General features: G+C 67.6%; 13 protein-coding genes and 3 pseudogenes. 11 read left to right on the top strand and 5 right to left on the bottom strand.

The genetic code is table 11. The features are described from left to right. The first annotated feature begins 5 nt into the window (after positions 1-5). From OG562_RS38605 to OG562_RS38580, 6 genes and pseudogenes are all read left to right on the top strand, one after another. Complete coding sequence (locus tag OG562_RS38605) at positions 6-746, top strand: SDR family oxidoreductase (protein WP_266406292.1); 741 nt, start codon at positions 6-8, stop codon at positions 744-746. Positions 747-1,090: 344 nt separating this feature from the next. Then, positions 1,091-1,270: pseudogene (locus tag OG562_RS38600) on the top strand (hypothetical protein); the annotation flags it as partial. Between the two features lie 436 nt (positions 1,271-1,706). Further along, positions 1,707-4,484, top strand: a complete 2,778-nt coding sequence (locus OG562_RS38595; protein WP_323187603.1) for an AAA family ATPase — start codon at positions 1,707-1,709, stop codon at positions 4,482-4,484. 418 nt (positions 4,485-4,902) lie between these two features. Further along, positions 4,903-5,652, top strand: a complete 750-nt coding sequence (locus OG562_RS38590; protein WP_266406286.1) for a bifunctional 2-polyprenyl-6-hydroxyphenol methylase/3-demethylubiquinol 3-O-methyltransferase UbiG — start codon at positions 4,903-4,905, stop codon at positions 5,650-5,652. A 418-nt stretch (positions 5,653-6,070) separates the two neighbouring features. Continuing rightward, entirely contained in the window at positions 6,071-6,484 is a 414-nt protein-coding gene (locus tag OG562_RS38585; protein ID WP_266409759.1) for an Ohr family peroxiredoxin, read from the top strand. Positions 6,485-6,712: 228 nt separating this feature from the next. Further along, positions 6,713-7,135 (top strand): OsmC family protein, encoded by a 423-nt coding sequence (locus OG562_RS38580; RefSeq protein ID WP_266406283.1) that lies wholly within the window; start codon positions 6,713-6,715, stop codon positions 7,133-7,135. 36 nt (positions 7,136-7,171) lie between these two features. Here the strand turns inward: OG562_RS38580 and OG562_RS38575 are convergent. After that, positions 7,172-7,318, bottom strand: a pseudogene (locus OG562_RS38575) (ferredoxin family protein); the annotation flags it as partial. Positions 7,319-7,672: 354 nt separating this feature from the next. Here OG562_RS38575 and OG562_RS38570 point away from each other — a divergent pair. Together OG562_RS38570 and OG562_RS38565 are read left to right on the top strand one after the other, a co-directional pair. Continuing rightward, positions 7,673-7,843, top strand: coding sequence for a hypothetical protein (locus OG562_RS38570; protein ID WP_266406281.1), 171 nt, complete (start codon positions 7,673-7,675; stop codon positions 7,841-7,843). A 507-nt stretch (positions 7,844-8,350) separates the two neighbouring features. After that, positions 8,351-8,596 (top strand): hypothetical protein, encoded by a 246-nt coding sequence (locus tag OG562_RS38565; protein WP_266406280.1) that lies wholly within the window; start codon positions 8,351-8,353, stop codon positions 8,594-8,596. 131 nt (positions 8,597-8,727) lie between these two features. Here OG562_RS38565 and OG562_RS38560 read toward each other — a convergent pair. Together OG562_RS38560 and OG562_RS38555 are read right to left on the bottom strand one after the other, a co-directional pair. Then, positions 8,728-8,841: pseudogene (locus OG562_RS38560) on the bottom strand (esterase); the annotation flags it as partial. A 48-nt stretch (positions 8,842-8,889) separates the two neighbouring features. After that, entirely contained in the window at positions 8,890-10,515 is a 1,626-nt protein-coding gene (locus tag OG562_RS38555; protein ID WP_266406279.1) for a cytochrome bc complex cytochrome b subunit, read from the bottom strand. A 442-nt stretch (positions 10,516-10,957) separates the two neighbouring features. Here OG562_RS38555 and OG562_RS38550 point away from each other — a divergent pair, with 442 nt between their 5' ends. Then, positions 10,958-12,094 carry a low temperature requirement protein A gene (locus tag OG562_RS38550; protein ID WP_266409757.1) on the top strand — a complete coding sequence of 379 codons (1,137 nt, stop codon included), beginning with the start codon at positions 10,958-10,960 and terminating at the stop codon, positions 12,092-12,094. A 148-nt stretch (positions 12,095-12,242) separates the two neighbouring features. Here OG562_RS38550 and OG562_RS38545 read toward each other — a convergent pair whose 3' ends face one another. Then, complete coding sequence (locus OG562_RS38545) at positions 12,243-12,512, bottom strand: WhiB family transcriptional regulator (protein ID WP_266406278.1); 270 nt, start codon at positions 12,510-12,512, stop codon at positions 12,243-12,245. Positions 12,513-12,877: 365 nt separating this feature from the next. Here OG562_RS38545 and OG562_RS38540 point away from each other — a divergent pair, with 365 nt between their 5' ends. Further along, the gene (locus tag OG562_RS38540; protein WP_266406276.1) at positions 12,878-13,816 is read left to right on the top strand and encodes a sigma factor-like helix-turn-helix DNA-binding protein; all 939 of its coding nucleotides are present in this window, start codon (positions 12,878-12,880) and stop codon (positions 13,814-13,816) included. A gap of 54 nt (positions 13,817-13,870) precedes the next feature. On the opposite strand, the gene OG562_RS38535 is transcribed toward OG562_RS38540, so the two are convergent. Beyond that, a complete protein-coding gene (locus OG562_RS38535) occupies positions 13,871-14,803 on the bottom strand; it encodes an RNA polymerase sigma-70 factor (protein ID WP_266406274.1) in 933 nt (310 codons plus the stop codon). 698 nt (positions 14,804-15,501) lie between these two features. Here OG562_RS38535 and OG562_RS38530 point away from each other — a divergent pair. Continuing rightward, complete coding sequence (locus tag OG562_RS38530; RefSeq protein WP_266406273.1) at positions 15,502-16,065, top strand: hypothetical protein; 564 nt, start codon at positions 15,502-15,504, stop codon at positions 16,063-16,065. Positions 16,066-16,099: the final 34 nt, after the last annotated feature.

The raw sequence follows: 16,099 nt of genomic DNA, 5'->3' as shown, positions 1-16,099 counted from the left end.
CCGGGATGAGAGTCGTTGTCGCAGGGGCCACGGGGCTGATCGGCTCCAGGACGGTTGCCAGACTCCGTGACCATGGTGTGGAAGTCGTGCCCGTCTCACGCCGCCATGGTGTCGACGTGATCACGGGGAGCGGTCTCGGCGAGGCCTTGCGCGGTGCCGAGGTGGTGGTGGACGTCACCGACGCGCCCACCCGCACCGAGGAAGCCGGTCTGCGGTTCTTCCGCATCGCGACGGCCAACCTCCTGGCCGCGGCGGCCTCGGCCGGCGTCGAGCATCACGTGGTCCTGTCGGTGGCGGGAGCCGGGCGGCTGCGGTCGGGTTACTTCCTTGCGAAAGAGTTGCAGGAGTACCAGGCAGGGCGGTCTTCGATCCCTCATTCGATCGTGCGTGCCGCGCTCTCCTTCGAGTCCCTCGAGGCCATGGCTCTGGCGGACACACGCCCGGACGGGGTCCACGTCGCGCCTGCGCTGATCCGTCCCGTGGCAACGGACGACGTCGCCGCCGCCGTCGCGCATGTCGCTGTGGGACTGCCTCTGTTGGGCACGCTCGAGGTGGCCGGCCCCGAGGAGTACCGCCTCGACGACCTCACGGCGAAGCTCCTAGCCGCAAAGGGCGACGCCAGAAGTGTCGTCACCGATGCGCGCGCCAGGCTCCTCGCCGCCGAAGTGGGGAAGCGCGCGCTTCTGCCCGGACCGGGCACCCACATCGGTCACACGACCTTCAGCGCATGGCTCGCGCAGCGCTGACGCGCGGACACGGCGCTGCCTCCCGCGCACATCTCGTCCGGACGGCCGCCGGCCAGCTGCCCGGCCCCGACGCCGAGGGAACGAGGCAATGGCATGCATCACACGACGCCGTCATCAGGCATGCCGGGCCAGACCGCGCCGTGTACCTGCTGCGGAGCGTGCACGCGTACGCGGCCATGTCCGGAGCGGGCCTGCCCGGGCTTGTGTCCTCGGACTGCATCAGCACGATCCCGGCGCCGTCCCGGCCCCCTATCCGGGTCGTCTCGCCATGGAAACCGGCATCACCGCGCGTTCCTGGAGGGCGCGTGTACCCGTTCCGGTAGGCAGCACCCCATGGCGCCGGACCGCAGATACAGCTGCTGGACTCCGGCACGGCCATCCACTGGCCGCTGAGGGCCCAGGAGCTTCTGCTGTCCCCGTGGGGAGTCCACGCCGACGTCTGGTCGGTGACGTCCTGGACGGAGCTGCGCCGCGACGCCTTGAGCTCTGACCGGGCGCGGCCGCGGGGTGAGGAGCGCCTCCCCTAGGTGAAGGCGGCGCTGTCGGGGGCGACCCGCCGTCCGACCCTCCGTCCGACCCTCCGTCCGAGCCGCCGTCCGAGCCGTCGTCCGACCCGAAGCAGTGATCTGCCTGCCTTCGCGCTGAGTGAGCATCCGGGCAAAGGAGCGGATGCGCCCGACGAGGGCTTCCGGAGCGAGGCTCCCTGGGCATGGAAGGGGGCCCGGTCACGGCAGACCACCTTGATCTGCGGGTGCTGGGCGAGCCGGGTGGCGAGTCTCTCCGGCTCCCGGTCGGGCAGCGGCTCCAACCGGCCGCCGTGCCTTCGAAATCCGGATCAGGCGGCCATCACGGGGAGTAGCACGCGCCACACTGGTTGTGCCGGAACTCATCTTGCTCACACAACCACCGCAGGCGCAGCGATCGTGAAACGTACTACCATACCGGCCGGAGTGCGTTGATATGGGAGCTGCCATGGCGAGGAGTGCTTCAAGAGCCGGACTCCTCGGCAGGCATAACGAATGCCGGGCTCTCGATGACCTCTTGGCAGGTGTCAGGGCTGGGCGTAGTGGGGTCCTGGTTCTGCGCGGTGAGGCAGGGGTCGGGAAGACCGCGCTGTTGAGATACCTCCTCGATCGTGCTGGATGCCGCACGGTCAGGGTTGCCGGCGTCCAGTCCGAGATGGAGCTCTCCTACGCCGGCCTGCACCAGCTCTGCGCTCCTCTGCTGGTCGGCCTTGACCATTTGCCCGAGCCTCAACGCGACGCACTCGGCACAGCGTTCGGGCTGCGCGCCGGCCATGCGCCCGACCGGTTCCTCGTGGGCCTGGCCACTCTGAGCCTCCTGGCGGACGCCGGAGGGAACGAGCCGCTGGTCTGCCTCATCGACGACGCCCAGTGGCTCGATCGCGCATCGGCGCTGACCTTGGAGTTCGTCGCCCGCCGACTGCTGGCGGAATCGGTCGTGCTCGTCTTCGCCCTCCGCGAGCCCAGCGCCGGCCAGGCCCTTGGCAGCCTCCCCGAGCTGTCCGTCACGGGGCTGACCGAGAGCGACTCCCGAACACTCCTCGACTCGGTCGTCACCGGGCCGCTCGACCAGCGGGTGCGCGACCGCATCGTCGCCGAGTCACGCGGCAACCCGCTGGCCCTGCTCGAGCTGCCTCGCGGGTTGACCGCAGCGGAGCTGGCCGGCGGCTTCGGGCGTCCGGACGCGTCACCGTTGTCGAGCCAGATCGAGCAGGGATTCCTCCGCCGCGTTCAGTCGCTTCCGGCCGAGACACAACGTCTGCTGTGCACCGCGGCCGCCGAGCCGGTCGGCGACGTGACGTTGTTGCGGCGTGCGGCCGAACGGCTGGGTATCGACGCCGACGCAGCTGCGTCGCACGCCGACGCAGCGGAGCTGATCACACTCGGCACCCGGGTACGGTTCCGGCACCCGCTGGTGCGCTCGGCGGCCTATCGCGCGGCGGGCCCGAGCGACCGTCGAGCGGTGCACAAGGCACTGGCCGACGCTACCGACGCTCAGCTCGATCCCGATCGTCGGGCCTGGCATCTGGCCGGCGCGGCCTCGGGACCCGACGAGACGGTGGCTGCCGAGTTGGAGCGCTCCGCGGGCCGGGCTCAGGCGCGCGGCGGCATCGCGGCGGCGGCCGCGTTCCTCCAGCGCGCGGCCACGCTGACGCAAGATCCTGCCCGACGTGCGCATCGCGCCGTGGGTGCTGCACAGGCCAAGCTCCACGCCGGGGCGTTCGAGCCGGCGGCTGCTCTCCTTGCCACAGCGGAGGCCGGACCCCTCGATGAGCTCGGGCGCGCGCGGATCGATGTGCTGCATGCCCAGATCGCGTTCGCCCAGAACCGCGGCAGTGAGGCTTCTGCGCTGCTGCTCGCCGCCGCTCGCCGGTTCGGCCGCCTCGACGTCGCACTCGCCCGTGAGACCTACTTGGACGCCATCGCGGCGGCGATATTCTCCGGCCGCCTGGCGCGGGGCCCAGGCCTGCGGGAGGTGGGCAAGGCTGCCCGCGGCGCGCCGCCGCCGCAGCTGCCGCGGATGCCCGACATGCTGCTGGATGCCCTTGCCGTGCGTCTCACCGACGGATACTCGGCTGCCGCGCCGATGATGGAGCAAGTCCTCGAAGCGTTCTGCGACGAGGAGATACCCGTTCAGGAGGCGCTGCGCTGGCTCTGGCTCGCATCGGTTCTTGCTTCGGATCTGTGGGACGACGAGCGGTGGCACGTGGTCGCGACCCGTCACGTGACGATCACCCGCGAGGCCGGCGCGCTCAGCACCCTCCCCGATGTGCTCGAATCCCGCGCACACATGCACCTCCTCGCCGGGGAGCTCACGGCGGCCGCGTCGCTGATCGAGGAGGTGGGAACGGTGTGTGCGGCGACTGGGAGTACCCCGGCGCGGGTCATGCCGCTCGGCCTGGCTGCCTGGCGTGGTCGCGAACACGAGGCCCGCACGCTGATCGACTCGATCATGACCGAGGCCGTGCCGCGCGGCCAGGGGGCCGCCGTCACCGTCACGCACCTGTACCACGCGGTGCTCTGCAACGGCCTCGGCCAATACACGGAAGCACTGGCTGCGGCCCAACAGGCAGCCGCCCATCAGTGGGAGTTCGCCTCGCCGCAATGGGGCTTGGCCGAGCTGGTCGAGGCGGCCGCACGGAGCGGTTCCCCCGAGCTGGCAGCCGACGCGCTCGAGCAGCTCTCGGAGACGACACAAGCCAGTGGCACAGACTGGGCACTGGGCGTGGAAGCGCGCTCGCGGGCGCTCCTGAGCGAGGGCGACGCCGCGGAGCATCTCTACCGCGAGGCGATCGAGCGGCTCGGCCGCACCCGCATCCGCGTGGAACTCGCCCGCGCACACCTCTCGTACGGCGAATGGCTGCGCCGCGAGACCCGCCGAGTCGACGCCCGTGCCCAGCTGGGCCTCGCACACGAGATGTTCAGCCAGATGGGGGCCGAGGCGTTCGCCGAACGCGCGCGAAGCGAGCTGCAGGCCACGGGAGCGAAGGTCCGCAGACATACCGTCGCGACGCCCACGGCCCTCACACAACAGGAAGCGCAGATCGCTCGTCTCGCCGCCGAAGGGCTCACGAACCCCGAGATCGGCGCCCAGTTGTTCCTCAGCCCCCACACCGTCGAATGGCACCTTCGCAAGGTGTTCTCGAAGCTCGGCATCTCCTCCCGCAAGGAGATCCACACCACGCAGCTCGAAGGCGAGGCGACGTCGGCCTAGTCCGCGGCCGGGGAAGTCCGTGCATCCGTCAGGCAGCACTGCGGCGTTCAGGCACCGATGGCCTTGCGGGAGCCGTACTTCGAGGCTGACGCGCCGTGCCACGTACGCAGGGAGTACGGCTCGGGCCTGCGGCCCCCGGGCAGTCGCCCACGGCGAAGATCCGCTCGTCGGTGACGCTGCGCAGCAACTCGTCCACGAAGACACGACCCTCCGCATGGGCATCAAGGCTTCCTTCGGCAAGACCCTCACGAGCTTCGAAGCCACACCTGTTGTTAGGTAGACCGGACCGGGGCCGAGGATGTGACACCCGCAAGTCATCACGACGGTCACGGCGGTAAAGGTGTGCCTGCCTGGGCCCCGCTGTCACAGATGAGTCGCATGGCCTGTCTTGCTGTATATGCACCCTTCCCTATCAGATGTGTCCGTTGACCCCATCGGCCGGGGGCAGCAGGACGCCTACGCGATCAGTGCCGAGTTCTACGACGTCCTGCAGGCCGAGCAGGACGGGGCGCGCGTACGCCGGCTGTACCGGGGCGATGTCAGGAAAGCCCGTGTCGGCGTACTGGATGTGGGCGCCGGAACGGGACGTGCCACGCTGATGAGCCTCATGGAGTCGCAGGTCTCCGTGCACGCCGTCGAGCCCACGCGTTCCATGCGTTCCCCTCTGATGACGCGTCTCGCATCCCTGCCCGCCGACCTGAGAATGCGGGTCACGGTCTACCCCCACACGCTCGGCGAGGCCGGCCTGCACGAGGTGGCCGATGTAGCGATATGCCATAACACGATCGCCTGTCTTCACCCGGCTTCGCGGCAGGCCCTGTGGCCGGCCGTCGCCGAGGCGCTCGTGCCGGGAGGCGTGCTGCTCATCCAGCTGCCGCCTGCCCGCCTCCCGCATCACGAGACCACACATGTCCTCCCGACCCAGAGGGTCGGCCGGCACGAGTACGGGGGACGCATGGTGGCGTCGGCCGACGTGAACCGGATTCGGACACGCTTCGACTACTGGGTACGGGGTGAGGGCGTGGTGCTGCGAGAGCACAACGAAACGTTCTGGATGTGGCCGGCTTCCCGTACGAAGGTGATCGGGGAGCTGGAGAAGTGTGGGTTTGCCCCGCTGCCCGAGCGGGCCGATGCCTCCGTGCTGGCGGTGCGGCTCAGGCGGCGATGACGGGCGCCCGGGAGACAGTCGCGACTGGGCGATCAGCTCACGACGTTCCGGCCCAGATGGAAAACGGCTACGCCGGGACTCCCGAGCTCTTGCGGTGTCACATCGGGAGTGACTTGCCGGTCAACTGGCTGTACCGGAACCCGGGGCGTCGCCGACGACATGAAGGTGGACAAGACATGGCATGTGACCTAGTTGGTTCGATGGGTTCTGCCCATGGCTGGGCGTCTCGCGTGGCGTGTCGGTGTGACATGCCGACGCCGGCAGACAGCGGACTTCCCGCATCGATGCCGGCTTCGCGCCCGACCGTGTACGGCGGCGCTGAGGGAGCCATGCGGTGACCGAGCAGATCCGGCTGCCCAACCTGTCCACCGACAAGGACTTCGACGGGGAGTTCTTCGCCCCCCTCTACACCACGACGGTGACCGTGAGCGGTGGGACAGCGAGTCACGGGCGAGCCTCGGGAAGAGCACGCTCGGCCGACGGAGTCCTGGATCTCGACCTGCGCATGCCCGCCGAACTGGGGGGAGACGGCCAGGGGACGAATCCCGAGCAGCTGTTCGCCGCCGGCTTTGCCGCCTGCTTCCACGGGGCGCTGAGCCTGGTGGCACGACAGGCCGCGCTCGACGCCGCCGCGATCTTTGTGGAGGCAACCGTGGCCTTCGGGCGCGACCCGGGAGACGGCGGCTACTTGTTGCGCGTCGACCTGGTGGTCAAGTGGCCCGGCATCGATCCTGAGATCGCCGCCCCGCTCCTGAGCAAGGCCGATTCGCTGTGCCCTTACGCGAGGATGGCCTGGCAGGGAACGCCGACAACCATCACGCTGGCTTCCTGACCTCCGGCCCGGCTGCCTGCTCAGCCGTGTGCCGTTCCAGCCTGTTTCAGTAGCCTTCGTGTGCCGCATGCCGGCACACGACGACTCCTGTCGTGGAAAACGTGTCACACGAGCGTGAGCCTTCCTGTCCTAGCAGTGAAGGGACGAGCCACAGCGTCCCGACGCAACTCCGCCCCGCTGGGTGATCACCAGCCGCACGGCGGTCCGCCTCGCCCGAGAGGAAGACTGATGAACGCACGCATCGTGTCCGTAGGTGAAGGCCCGCGCCTCGCCCGTTCCCTTGCGGTCGGCCCTCATACGCTGACCGCGGACGAACCCCAGCCCATCGGCACCGATACGGGGCCGACCCCCGGAGAACTGCTTCTGGCCGCGCTCGGGGCGTGTACCTCCATGACCGTCCGGGCGTTCGCGGACAGGCACGGTTGGCAGCTCGACCAAGTCGACGTGGCGGTGCGGTTCGATCCACAAGGACAGATCGTCAAGAACATCCGGTTGACCGGCGATCTGGAACCTGCCCACATCAGGCAACTGCTGGCAGTTGCCGGGCGCTGTCCTGTGCACCGTCTCCTGACCAACGAGGCCACGGTCGTCACCGTGCCCACTGTGGCGGCGAGGCCCCGCGCGTCCCACAGCCGGGCTGTGCCGGAATGACCCGGCCCGGCACAGTCCCCCGCCGCCCCCGCGCAGGGGCGTCACGTCCTCCTCGTAGAAGATGGCCTCGACCGGGCAGACCGGCTCGCAGGCACGGCAGTCCACGCACTCGGAGGGGTTGATGTAGAGCGTCCTGTTGCCGGCCCGATCCGGTCCCTCCCTCATCACCTCCGGGGCGGACATCGACGACGTGCTCCTCGGCCGACCCGGACATCCCCCTGGACCGCATCCTGCCGTGACGCCGGTCAGTGAGCGGCGTCTTCGGACGAGTTCACGACGGCGCCAGCGAAAAGGTGTCACAGATCCGGGGAGGGCCTGGTCGTAGTGAGTGACACCCCAGGCAATCGGAGCAGAGCGTGGCTATCACCGAACAACGTCTTTCCACAATCGAACTGACTGAAGCCGGGATCGACGTCCTCACGGTCGGCAAGGAGAGCTGCCTGTCGGCGCATCAGCCGCCGGGCTCCCCCTGCGTCGCATGCTCCAGCAGTTCTCATCACCGGACGCACCTGGGATTCCCCCGCAGAAGGACACACGATGACCCAAGCCACTGAGAACCGCGTCGACATAGCGGCCACAGTCATGTCGCTGGCCGCTGAAGCCGGCGAGCTGCAGACCCGTGTCAACGAGCTTCGCCAGGAACTCGTGAACGTCGACGAGCGGATAAGCGCCATCTCCGCCGCCCTGGGCCGGTGTCCCGACGTTTGAGCGACCGCACTCGGCGCAGCCGATCACGGTGACGGATTCCGGTCACCGGTCGCTGAGTGGGCGCGGCGCCGGCTGCACTCGGCCCATCACGAGCCGGGCATCGAAGTCGATGCCCGGCTCGAGTCGGTGCACCGCCGGCGGATGTCGACCGGCGGGCCGCTGTCAAAGGCGCCTTTGCACGCCCAGTAAAGCCCGGTAAAAAGACTCAAAAAGGTGTAGAAGGGTGGTTTCCGATGTCACAAAGCAGCGTTCCATCCAGTCAAGTATGTGGTAGGGCAAATCGCCTCACCCCTTGCCCATCTGGACGGTACGCCGCTCTTCCGACGTGATCGCCCGAGTCGGAACGGAGATGAGAACAGCATGTTGCTCCAGACGGACAGGTACCTCGCACAGGGCGCATCCACGGTCGGCACACCCACTGCCCAGACGGTTCCGGGGCCCGGCGCCTCCGATTGCAGCCGGCGTGACCCTGCAGGCGGTGAGCGGGTCCCCGCTGGCTCCCGCCTCGTGAATCAGGGCAAGTGGCTGGTCGGTCTGCAGTTCCACACCGCCAACTCCCAGCGCCTGTGGCTGTACTACGTTGTGGATGGGGCGTTCGACACGATCCACGCGGTGCGCATGGCCGTCCAGCGGGCCGGCAACGACCCGGATGGGGTGGCCCGGGGCGGGGGCCGGGCCGAGGCCGATCAGGTCGAGGTCCAGCGGATCCTTCGGGATCCCCTCGGCCACTACCGTCTGAGCCGGTGTCTCTGAATCCGTTCCGGCGAAGGCCCTCCCCATGACCGCCGCCGTCGGTCGCCGTGCAGGGCGGTGCTCAGGGAGTGGATGGCCTGCTGCACCGCGGCCGTTGCGGCCTGCGTGCTCCGGAGCGGGTTGAGCATCGGCGACTGGTGCACGAAGGTCACGTCACCGCGCTGCTTGGCCATGAGAGTCGGCGGCGCGGCCGTGGTGGTGCCGACGGAGTCGCCGGCCACGGCCAGGCGGGACACGTCCAAGCCCTACCACGAAAGGCGCCGAGGAGCTTCTGCGACCCGTGTGCAGGGGTGTCAGTGTCGGTGTTCGCTGGTGATCTCCTTGTACTCCTGCGCGGTCGGCTTGGTTATCTGCGCGCCTTCGCCGTAGAGGCTCCGGCTGAGCCTGGCACGCAGGAGCTGCGCAAGGCGGGATCCCGTATCCGGGCCTCCTCCGTCACCCGCAGGGCCGGGACCGATCGGCTTGTATTGCTCGTGTTGTGTGAGAACGTGCAGTTGTTCTTGGCTGAGCGGCTCGTGCACCTCGACGAACTCGCCGTGCGGCAAACGCTTGATGATGCCGGTCTCGCGGCCGTGCAGCACTTTGTCGCGGTCTTGGCGCTGGAGGCCGAGTGCGCACCGCTTCGTTACGGCATAAGCGGTGACGGGCACGGCGAAGAGGCCGACGCGAACCGCCCACGTCACTGATTCGACCGAGACGTGGAAGCGGATGGCGATGATGTCGTTCGCGGCGCCGATCAGGGCCACCAGATAGAAACTGATCCATGCGACACCAAATGCCGTTCGCACCGGTTGGTTGCGCGGTCGGTCGAGGAGGTGCTGCTCGCGGTCGTCATCGGTCACCCAGGACTCGATGAACGGGTACGCGCCCATGGCAAGGAAGAGACCGACGCCGGCCGCGAGCGGGATCAGGTTGTCCAGAGCCAGGGTGTGGCCCCAGAAGTCGATCTCCCAGCCGGGCATGACCCGCAGCAGCCCGTCGGCTATGCCCATGTACCAGTCGGGCTGCGAGCCGGCGGAAACCTGGTCGGCACGGTAGGGGCCGTACACCCAAACAGGGTTGATCTGTGCGACCGAAGCGATGACGAAGATGACACCGGCGACAAAGAAGAAGAACCCTGCGGACTTTACGGCGCGTACCTTGGGCGGCAGACCCACAACATTCTTGTTGCTCCGCCCCGGACCTGGATATTGCGTGTGTTTGTGACGAAGAACCAGGAGGAGATGGACGACAAGCAGTCCTACCACCAGGGCGGGGATGAGCAGAACGTGGATGGTATTGAAGCGTGCCACTAGATCATTTCCAGGGAACTCACCTCCGAAGAGGAACATGGAGAGGTAGGTTCCGACGATCGGGACGGAGAGGATCGTTCCGTTCACGACCGCGAGTCCGGTTCCGGACAGGAGGTCGTCCGGAAGATCGTATCCCGTCAGCCCTCCGAACATTCCGAGGACCAGCAGCAGGAAACCGAACACCCAGTTGAGCTCGCGCGGCTTACGGAAGGCGCCTGTGAAAAACACGCGCATCATGTGGACGAGCATGGCGGCGACAAAGACCAGCGCTGCCCAGTGGTGGGCCTGCCGGATCAACAGGCCGCCACGGACATCGAAGGATATGTGCATGGTCGAATTGAACGCCTCCGACACCAGCTGCCCCTGCAGCGGCGCGTAGCTGCCCTGATACTCCACTTCCTTCATGGACGGGTGGAAGTAGAACGTCAGATACACACCCGTAACGACGATGATGATGAAGCTGTAGAGGCAGATCTCTCCCAGCATGAACGACCAATGGTCCGGAAAGGCTCTTCGCGATTTCGCCCTGAGCGGATTGTTCACGCCCAGGCGTCCACCGGCCCATTCGGCAACCCTTTCACCCTTGGTCACTCGCCGCACTTCGTTTCCCTGGCTCCCGTCGCCCATCCCCTACCACCATTCATGAATCGTTCACGGGGCCCGTCCCGGACGGCCCCGCCCGCGCCGTTCACAGCACGTCCTGGGCGATGTGCGCCACATCCGGACCGAGCGGCGCGGGAACGGCAGGTCGACCGTCGCCGCCGCAGGCTCATGGACCGCTTCCACCCATATGACCGTGCACGACGCTCGGTTGTGACACCTCTCGCCGGGAGAAGGCATCAGCGTGACGCGCATCCTCGTCACACTGTTTCAGTAGCGTTCGGTGGTGGAACGCATCGTGTCAGTGTGTCGTGCAGGTGTAGCCTCTCTCGGGCCGGATGTTGTGAACCAGCCGTTGCTGAAGCACCGGTCCGCGGCACGGCCCGCGCCGCGTTCTCTCTCCGCCGCACCGCAGGAACCTGCCCCCATGAGTCAGTCACCGTACGTCGGAGTTGCCTGGTTCCGGCCGATGCTCGCTCGTCTTTCCGACGAGGAGCACCGAACCGCCACCGCACTGGAGCTGTTCTTCGATCTCTGCTTCGTCACGGCCGTCGCCCAGCTCGCCTCCGCATTCGAACACGAGCTCTCCGCGGGCAGGACAGGCCACGGCGTCCTCGGCTATGCGCTCGTGTTCTTCGCGATCTGGTGGGCCTGGATGAACTTCACATGGTTCGCCTCGGCCTATGACACCGACGATGTCCCGTACCGGTTTCTCACGCTCGTTCAGATCGCGGGCGCCCTCGTCATGGCAGGCGGCGTCGCGCAGGCACTCGAGCATGACGACTTCACCGTGATCACCTGGGGCTATGTCGTCATGCGGCTGGCCATGGCAAGTCAATGGCTGCGCGCGGCGCATTCGGATCCCGAGCGCCGGCGCTGCTGCCTGCGTTACGCCTTCGGCATTCTCGTTGTCGAGATCGGCTGGGTGGCCCGTTTCGCCCTGCAGGGCGACGGTGGCGTCGGCTCGTTCGTGGTTCTCGCCGCGGCTGAACTCGCCATCCCTGTCTGGGCCGAGCACACGGCCAACACCACATGGCATCCCCATCACATTGCCGAACGCTATGGTCTGTTCACGCTCATCGTGCTCGGTGAGTCCGTCACCGCTGCCTCCGGTGCCGTGCGAACCGCATGGCACGCCGACGTCAACGCCGGCGCGGTCGTCCTCCTCTCGATGGGCGGCCTGCTCACGGTCTTCTCGTTGTGGTGGCTGTACTTCAATCAGAACGCGCCACGCCGACTCGCCGCCTTCACCACCGCGATGCTGTGGGGCTACGGCCACTACGCCCTGTTCGCCTCCGCCGCCGCCACCGGCGCCGGTCTCGCCGTCAACGTCGGTCGTGCCGCCGGTCACGGAGCCCTCACCGACCAGCAGGCCGCAGCCACGTACACGGTCCCCGTGGCCGTCTTCATCGCGCTGGTCCGGCTCCTGCACCGGCACCCCTCGCGGACATCCGCCCCGACCGACATCGTCCACCTGGCCGCGGTCGTCGCCGTCCTGGCCGCCACCTACACGGCCGTGCCCGTGCTCTGCACTGGAATCATCGCAACGCTCCTGACTGCCGCGATCCTCGTCGTGGCGGGGCGTGACGCTGCCCGGCAGCCCTGACACGGGGCGGTCTCAGGATCCCCGTGCAAGGCCCGGGAGGGGACGGCATCGGTCCCATGAGGGCTACGACTGCGGCCCGGCCGGTTCGGAGAGCCGACTGTGAAGCTGTTCCGTCGCGGGCCACGGGTCAGCCGCGGTGCCGGAACCGTCACGCCACCGTGCTGACCCTGGTCCTGGCCGCCCGTCGGGCCTCGAGTCGCCTTATCGCACGACGTTCGCTCTCCGTCGTGCCGCCCCAGATGCCCTCCACCTGCTCCACCCACACGGCCCAGTTGAGGCACTGCTCCATGACGGGGCAACGGCCGCAGATCGCCTTGGCTTCCTCGATCTGTTCAAGCGTCGGCCCGCTGTGTCCTATCGGGAAGAACAGATCGGGATCTTCTACGTACAGACAAGCTGCCCGTTCGCGCCAGTGCATGACATGGTCTCCTCGCTCAGCAGCCATGGGAGAACCTCCAGAGGTTCGTCATTCGGCATGGAGGCCCCGGAATTCGATCATGGTCCTTCTCGTCCCGGCGAAGGGGCGTCGGGGGCTGTCAGATGAGACCGGGCAACCGGCCCGTGTGTGACATACAGCCGCGTTCCGCACAGCACGGCAGCGCCCTCGTCCTCGTGATCACTGGGGCTCATGTCACAGGATCCGCGTGGACACGGTCTAACGGATTGAGCCGAGAAATACGTGAGGTGTTGTGCGCGAGAGCTTAGTCGTCGACTATTCACGCCCCCATGCGAGAGCAGAGGCATGGAAGGTGGCACCCCGCCGGGGCAGAGGGAGGATGCCGTATGGATCACGGTGACGCGGTGCCGGTCGCCGAGTTGTTCGAGGAGCGTCGGTATCTGCTGGATGTCGCCTACTGGATGCTGGGCACTCCCGGTGAGGCGGAAGGTGTTGTCGATGAGGCCTACCGTCGGTGGTACGGGCAGTCAGAGGCGGCACGCCAGCGGATCACAGCGCCGCGGGCGTGGCTCGCGAAGACCGCAGGCGGGATCTGTCTGGGCCGACTCGCCCTCCCCGACCGGGGTTCGGCCGCCCAGGGGAAGGGCTACCTCATGGAGGCGGGCGACGCCGAGGAAGCGCAGGCATCGCTGGCGGAGGCGGTGAGCCGGGTTCTGCTGGATGCACTGGACTCCCTGTCGCCGGCCGAGCGGGCGGCGTTCGTGCTCAATGACGTCTTCGGGATGAGCACCGACACGGTCGCCGACATCGTGGGACGCACCGAGCCGGAGTGCGCCGAACTCGCCGACCGGGCCCGCCACTGCCTCCGGCTGCAGCGCTCACACCCCACGACACCGCAAGAACACGACGCGCTCGCCCGCACCGTCCGCCATGCCTGCCTTACCCAGGACGCCTGCCTCCTGGCCTCGGCTCTGTGCCCCGACGCCACCGCGTTCTTCGACGGCGGCGGCAAAGTCAGGGCACTGACCAGGCCCGTCCACGGCAGCCGGCCCGTCGCCCACAGCCTGCTGACACTCCTGGCCGGCCGCCCCCGCACCACCCTGACCACCCACTCCGTCAACGGCCGCACCGGCCTCGTCGCCCGCTACGACCGCCAGGTCGCCGCCGTCATCAGCCTCGACATCGCCGACCACCGCATCACACAGGTCTGGGTCACCCTCAACCCCGACAAACTGCGCCCCTGGAACCAGCCCCCCACCTCCGGCGGCAAAGATCCCACCGGAGCCCGTCACAGCGGGACGACGGCCGGTCCTGATCACTTGTGAGAGCCTGTGGGCGTGAGGCGCTTACTCACCGCACGGGCCCTCACACCGTCGCCGTCACACACCAGCCGATGCAGGGACAAAAGCCGCGGAGAAGCGGGAACGTGAAGCAGTGAATGCGGCGATCTTGCTCGGGTTGAACACCCACATCACCTGGTGAATGCCCTCCTTGGAGGCGGCGATGTGCAGCAACGCGATGGGCTCGCCGCCTCGGTGGATCATCGCACCCGTACGGCCGTTGGCGTCGACCAACCCGACGTCCACGTCCGGCCACAATCGTCGATAGACCGCCAGTTTGGCCACGCGGGCACGGCCCAGCACCGGTATGCGAGCGCAAGCCCGCATACCGTTGCCGTCGGACAGACTGACGACATCGGGGGCGAGAAGGGCCTCCAGCGAAGCCACATTCCCCGTTCGAGCCGCTGAGACGAAGGCGCTCAGAAGGCGTCTGTGCTCCGCGGTGTCCACGCTCTCGCGCTGCTCGTCCGACAGGTGCTTGCGGGCACGGCTTACGATCTTCCGCACATTGACGAGGCTGAGCCGGAGGATCTCAGCGATCTCGGGATAGGTGTAGTCGAAAGCCTCGCGCAGTACGTATGCGGCCCGCTCTGTGGGGCTCAGCTTCTCCAACACCAGCAGCAGAGCCATTTCCAAGGCTTCTGCGCGCTGCGCGCCCACCTCCGGGTCCGAACTCGTGTCGACGGGCTCGGGCAGCCATGGCCCGATGTAGGTCTCCCGGCGCACGCGCGCCGATTGTGCGACGTTGATGGCCAAGCGAGTCGTCGCACTCGACAGGAAGGCCACCGGGCTGGCCACTGCGGAGCGGTCGGTCTTCTGCCAGCGCAACCACACTTCCTGGACCACGTCCTCCGCCTCGACCGCACTGCCGAGCACGCGGTAGGCGATTCCGAAGAGACGTCTCCGGTGCTGCACGAAGACAGAAACAGCCTCATCAAGGTCACTTGTCATAGAGGACGGTTCGAGGTGCATGATCTTGGGGTATCCGTTTCTCCGGTCGCGGCTGCCCAGGGGCGCAACCACGCAGTTTCAGCGTGGTAGCGGACGCTCCGACCAGCGGTCCCAGGACCATCCCTTGAAAGCCGTGGTGCTGCCGGACACAAGGCGCTGCACGGCTCGTTCGGGTACTGCAGCAACTCTGGTCACTGAAAGTCACGTCCGACCCCATCGCATCTGCTTCATAGACCGGGCTCGGCCCGCTCCTGTGACAGAACTGGAGCAGAGACGTGTCGTGGGCCACCGTCGGAGAAGTCGACCTCGGAAGACACACTGTTCTCGTGGGCGCACCGCCCGATCTTGACCAAATCACCTACAGACAATTAGGCCATACGGGTAGCAAATAGGGCGCGTGTGCAAGGCGGTGGAGCCGTTCCCCTGCAATGACACTAAGCATTGGCCCGTTGTGAACAGTGGGGATCACCAACGCAGGAGCCGGTCAACACGGCAGCTGACCTCGCCGCGGAAGCTTCAAGTGGTGATTGACACCGTCGACTCCCGCATCAAGGCAGCCTCCGGCACCACGGAGACCTGCCCTGTTGGTCGTCTGATGCATCCACATGCAGAACGGGTCACTGCATATGATGTCAAGGGGAACCCGTTCCCGCGTTCAGACCGAGCGTCACCGCACGTGAGCCGGGGCGCGGCACGAGGGTTGAGGATGAGAGGAACACATGGTCTCTGTAGCCCGCACAGCGCACAACATCGAGATCACCGCTGAGAGCCTTCAGGAGGACCTGGCCCGCCTGCAGGTCCAGAAGCAGGCGCTGGAAAGGGAACTGGCCGCGGTCGTGGCGCATCTCGGCTCGGTGCAGCGGGCCCTCAGCGCTCTCGAAGTCCTGATGCTCAACCCAGCCGCTGCGTCGGCCGAACCACAGACGGACAGTGCCTCCGCCGAGCCTACGGACACCACGGCGAAGGCGGCTGCACGGCGGCGGAAACCGCAGGGGGGCAAGGGCGCGGCACGTCCTGTCGCCGCCGGCTCCGACACACACGGGCAGAAGGCATACGGCCAGCTCACCGAGCAGATCATGGCGTACTTCGCCGAAGTCGGCGACGTCGACGTGCGGGCCCGTGATGTCGCCGCGGCTCTCGGCCGTGACACCGACAGCGGAAGCATCAACGGCATCCGCAGCACCCTCGACCGCATGGTCGGCGCCTCCCGTGTCCAGCGGACCGGCCGGGGCCTCTACCGCGCCAAGCGTCAGGGTGGCGCAGTCGGTGCGCCGACGCTGTGAGGACGGTGGCTCCCTCGCACTGACGGTGCTCCGG

The sequence above is a fragment of the Streptomyces sp. NBC_01275 genome (assembly GCF_026340655.1).
Lineage (GTDB): Bacteria > Actinomycetota > Actinomycetes > Streptomycetales > Streptomycetaceae > Streptomyces.
The sequence above is the reverse complement of the archived record's forward strand: the minus strand, read 5'-3'. Positions and strand labels throughout refer to the sequence as shown.

Bases quoted from the DNA above. Each gene is read 5' to 3' on its own strand.
- OG562_RS38555 (WP_266406279.1), bottom strand. From the start codon at position 10,515: ATGGGCGACGGGAGCCAGGGAAACGAAGTGCGGCGAGTGACCAAGGGT.
- OG562_RS38540 (WP_266406276.1), top strand. From the start codon at position 12,878: ATGGATCACGGTGACGCGGTGCCGGTCGCCGAGTTGTTCGAGGAGCGT.
- OG562_RS38605 (WP_266406292.1), top strand. From the start codon at position 6: ATGAGAGTCGTTGTCGCAGGGGCCACGGGGCTGATCGGCTCCAGGACG.
- OG562_RS38580 (WP_266406283.1), top strand. From the start codon at position 6,713: ATGAACGCACGCATCGTGTCCGTAGGTGAAGGCCCGCGCCTCGCCCGT.
- OG562_RS38550 (WP_266409757.1), top strand. From the start codon at position 10,958: ATGCTCGCTCGTCTTTCCGACGAGGAGCACCGAACCGCCACCGCACTG.
- OG562_RS38535 (WP_266406274.1), bottom strand. From the start codon at position 14,803: ATGCACCTCGAACCGTCCTCTATGACAAGTGACCTTGATGAGGCTGTT.
- OG562_RS38545 (WP_266406278.1), bottom strand. From the start codon at position 12,512: ATGCACTGGCGCGAACGGGCAGCTTGTCTGTACGTAGAAGATCCCGAT.
- OG562_RS38595 (WP_323187603.1), top strand. From the start codon at position 1,707: ATGGGAGCTGCCATGGCGAGGAGTGCTTCAAGAGCCGGACTCCTCGGC.
- OG562_RS38530 (WP_266406273.1), top strand. From the start codon at position 15,502: ATGGTCTCTGTAGCCCGCACAGCGCACAACATCGAGATCACCGCTGAG.
- OG562_RS38570 (WP_266406281.1), top strand. From the start codon at position 7,673: ATGACCCAAGCCACTGAGAACCGCGTCGACATAGCGGCCACAGTCATG.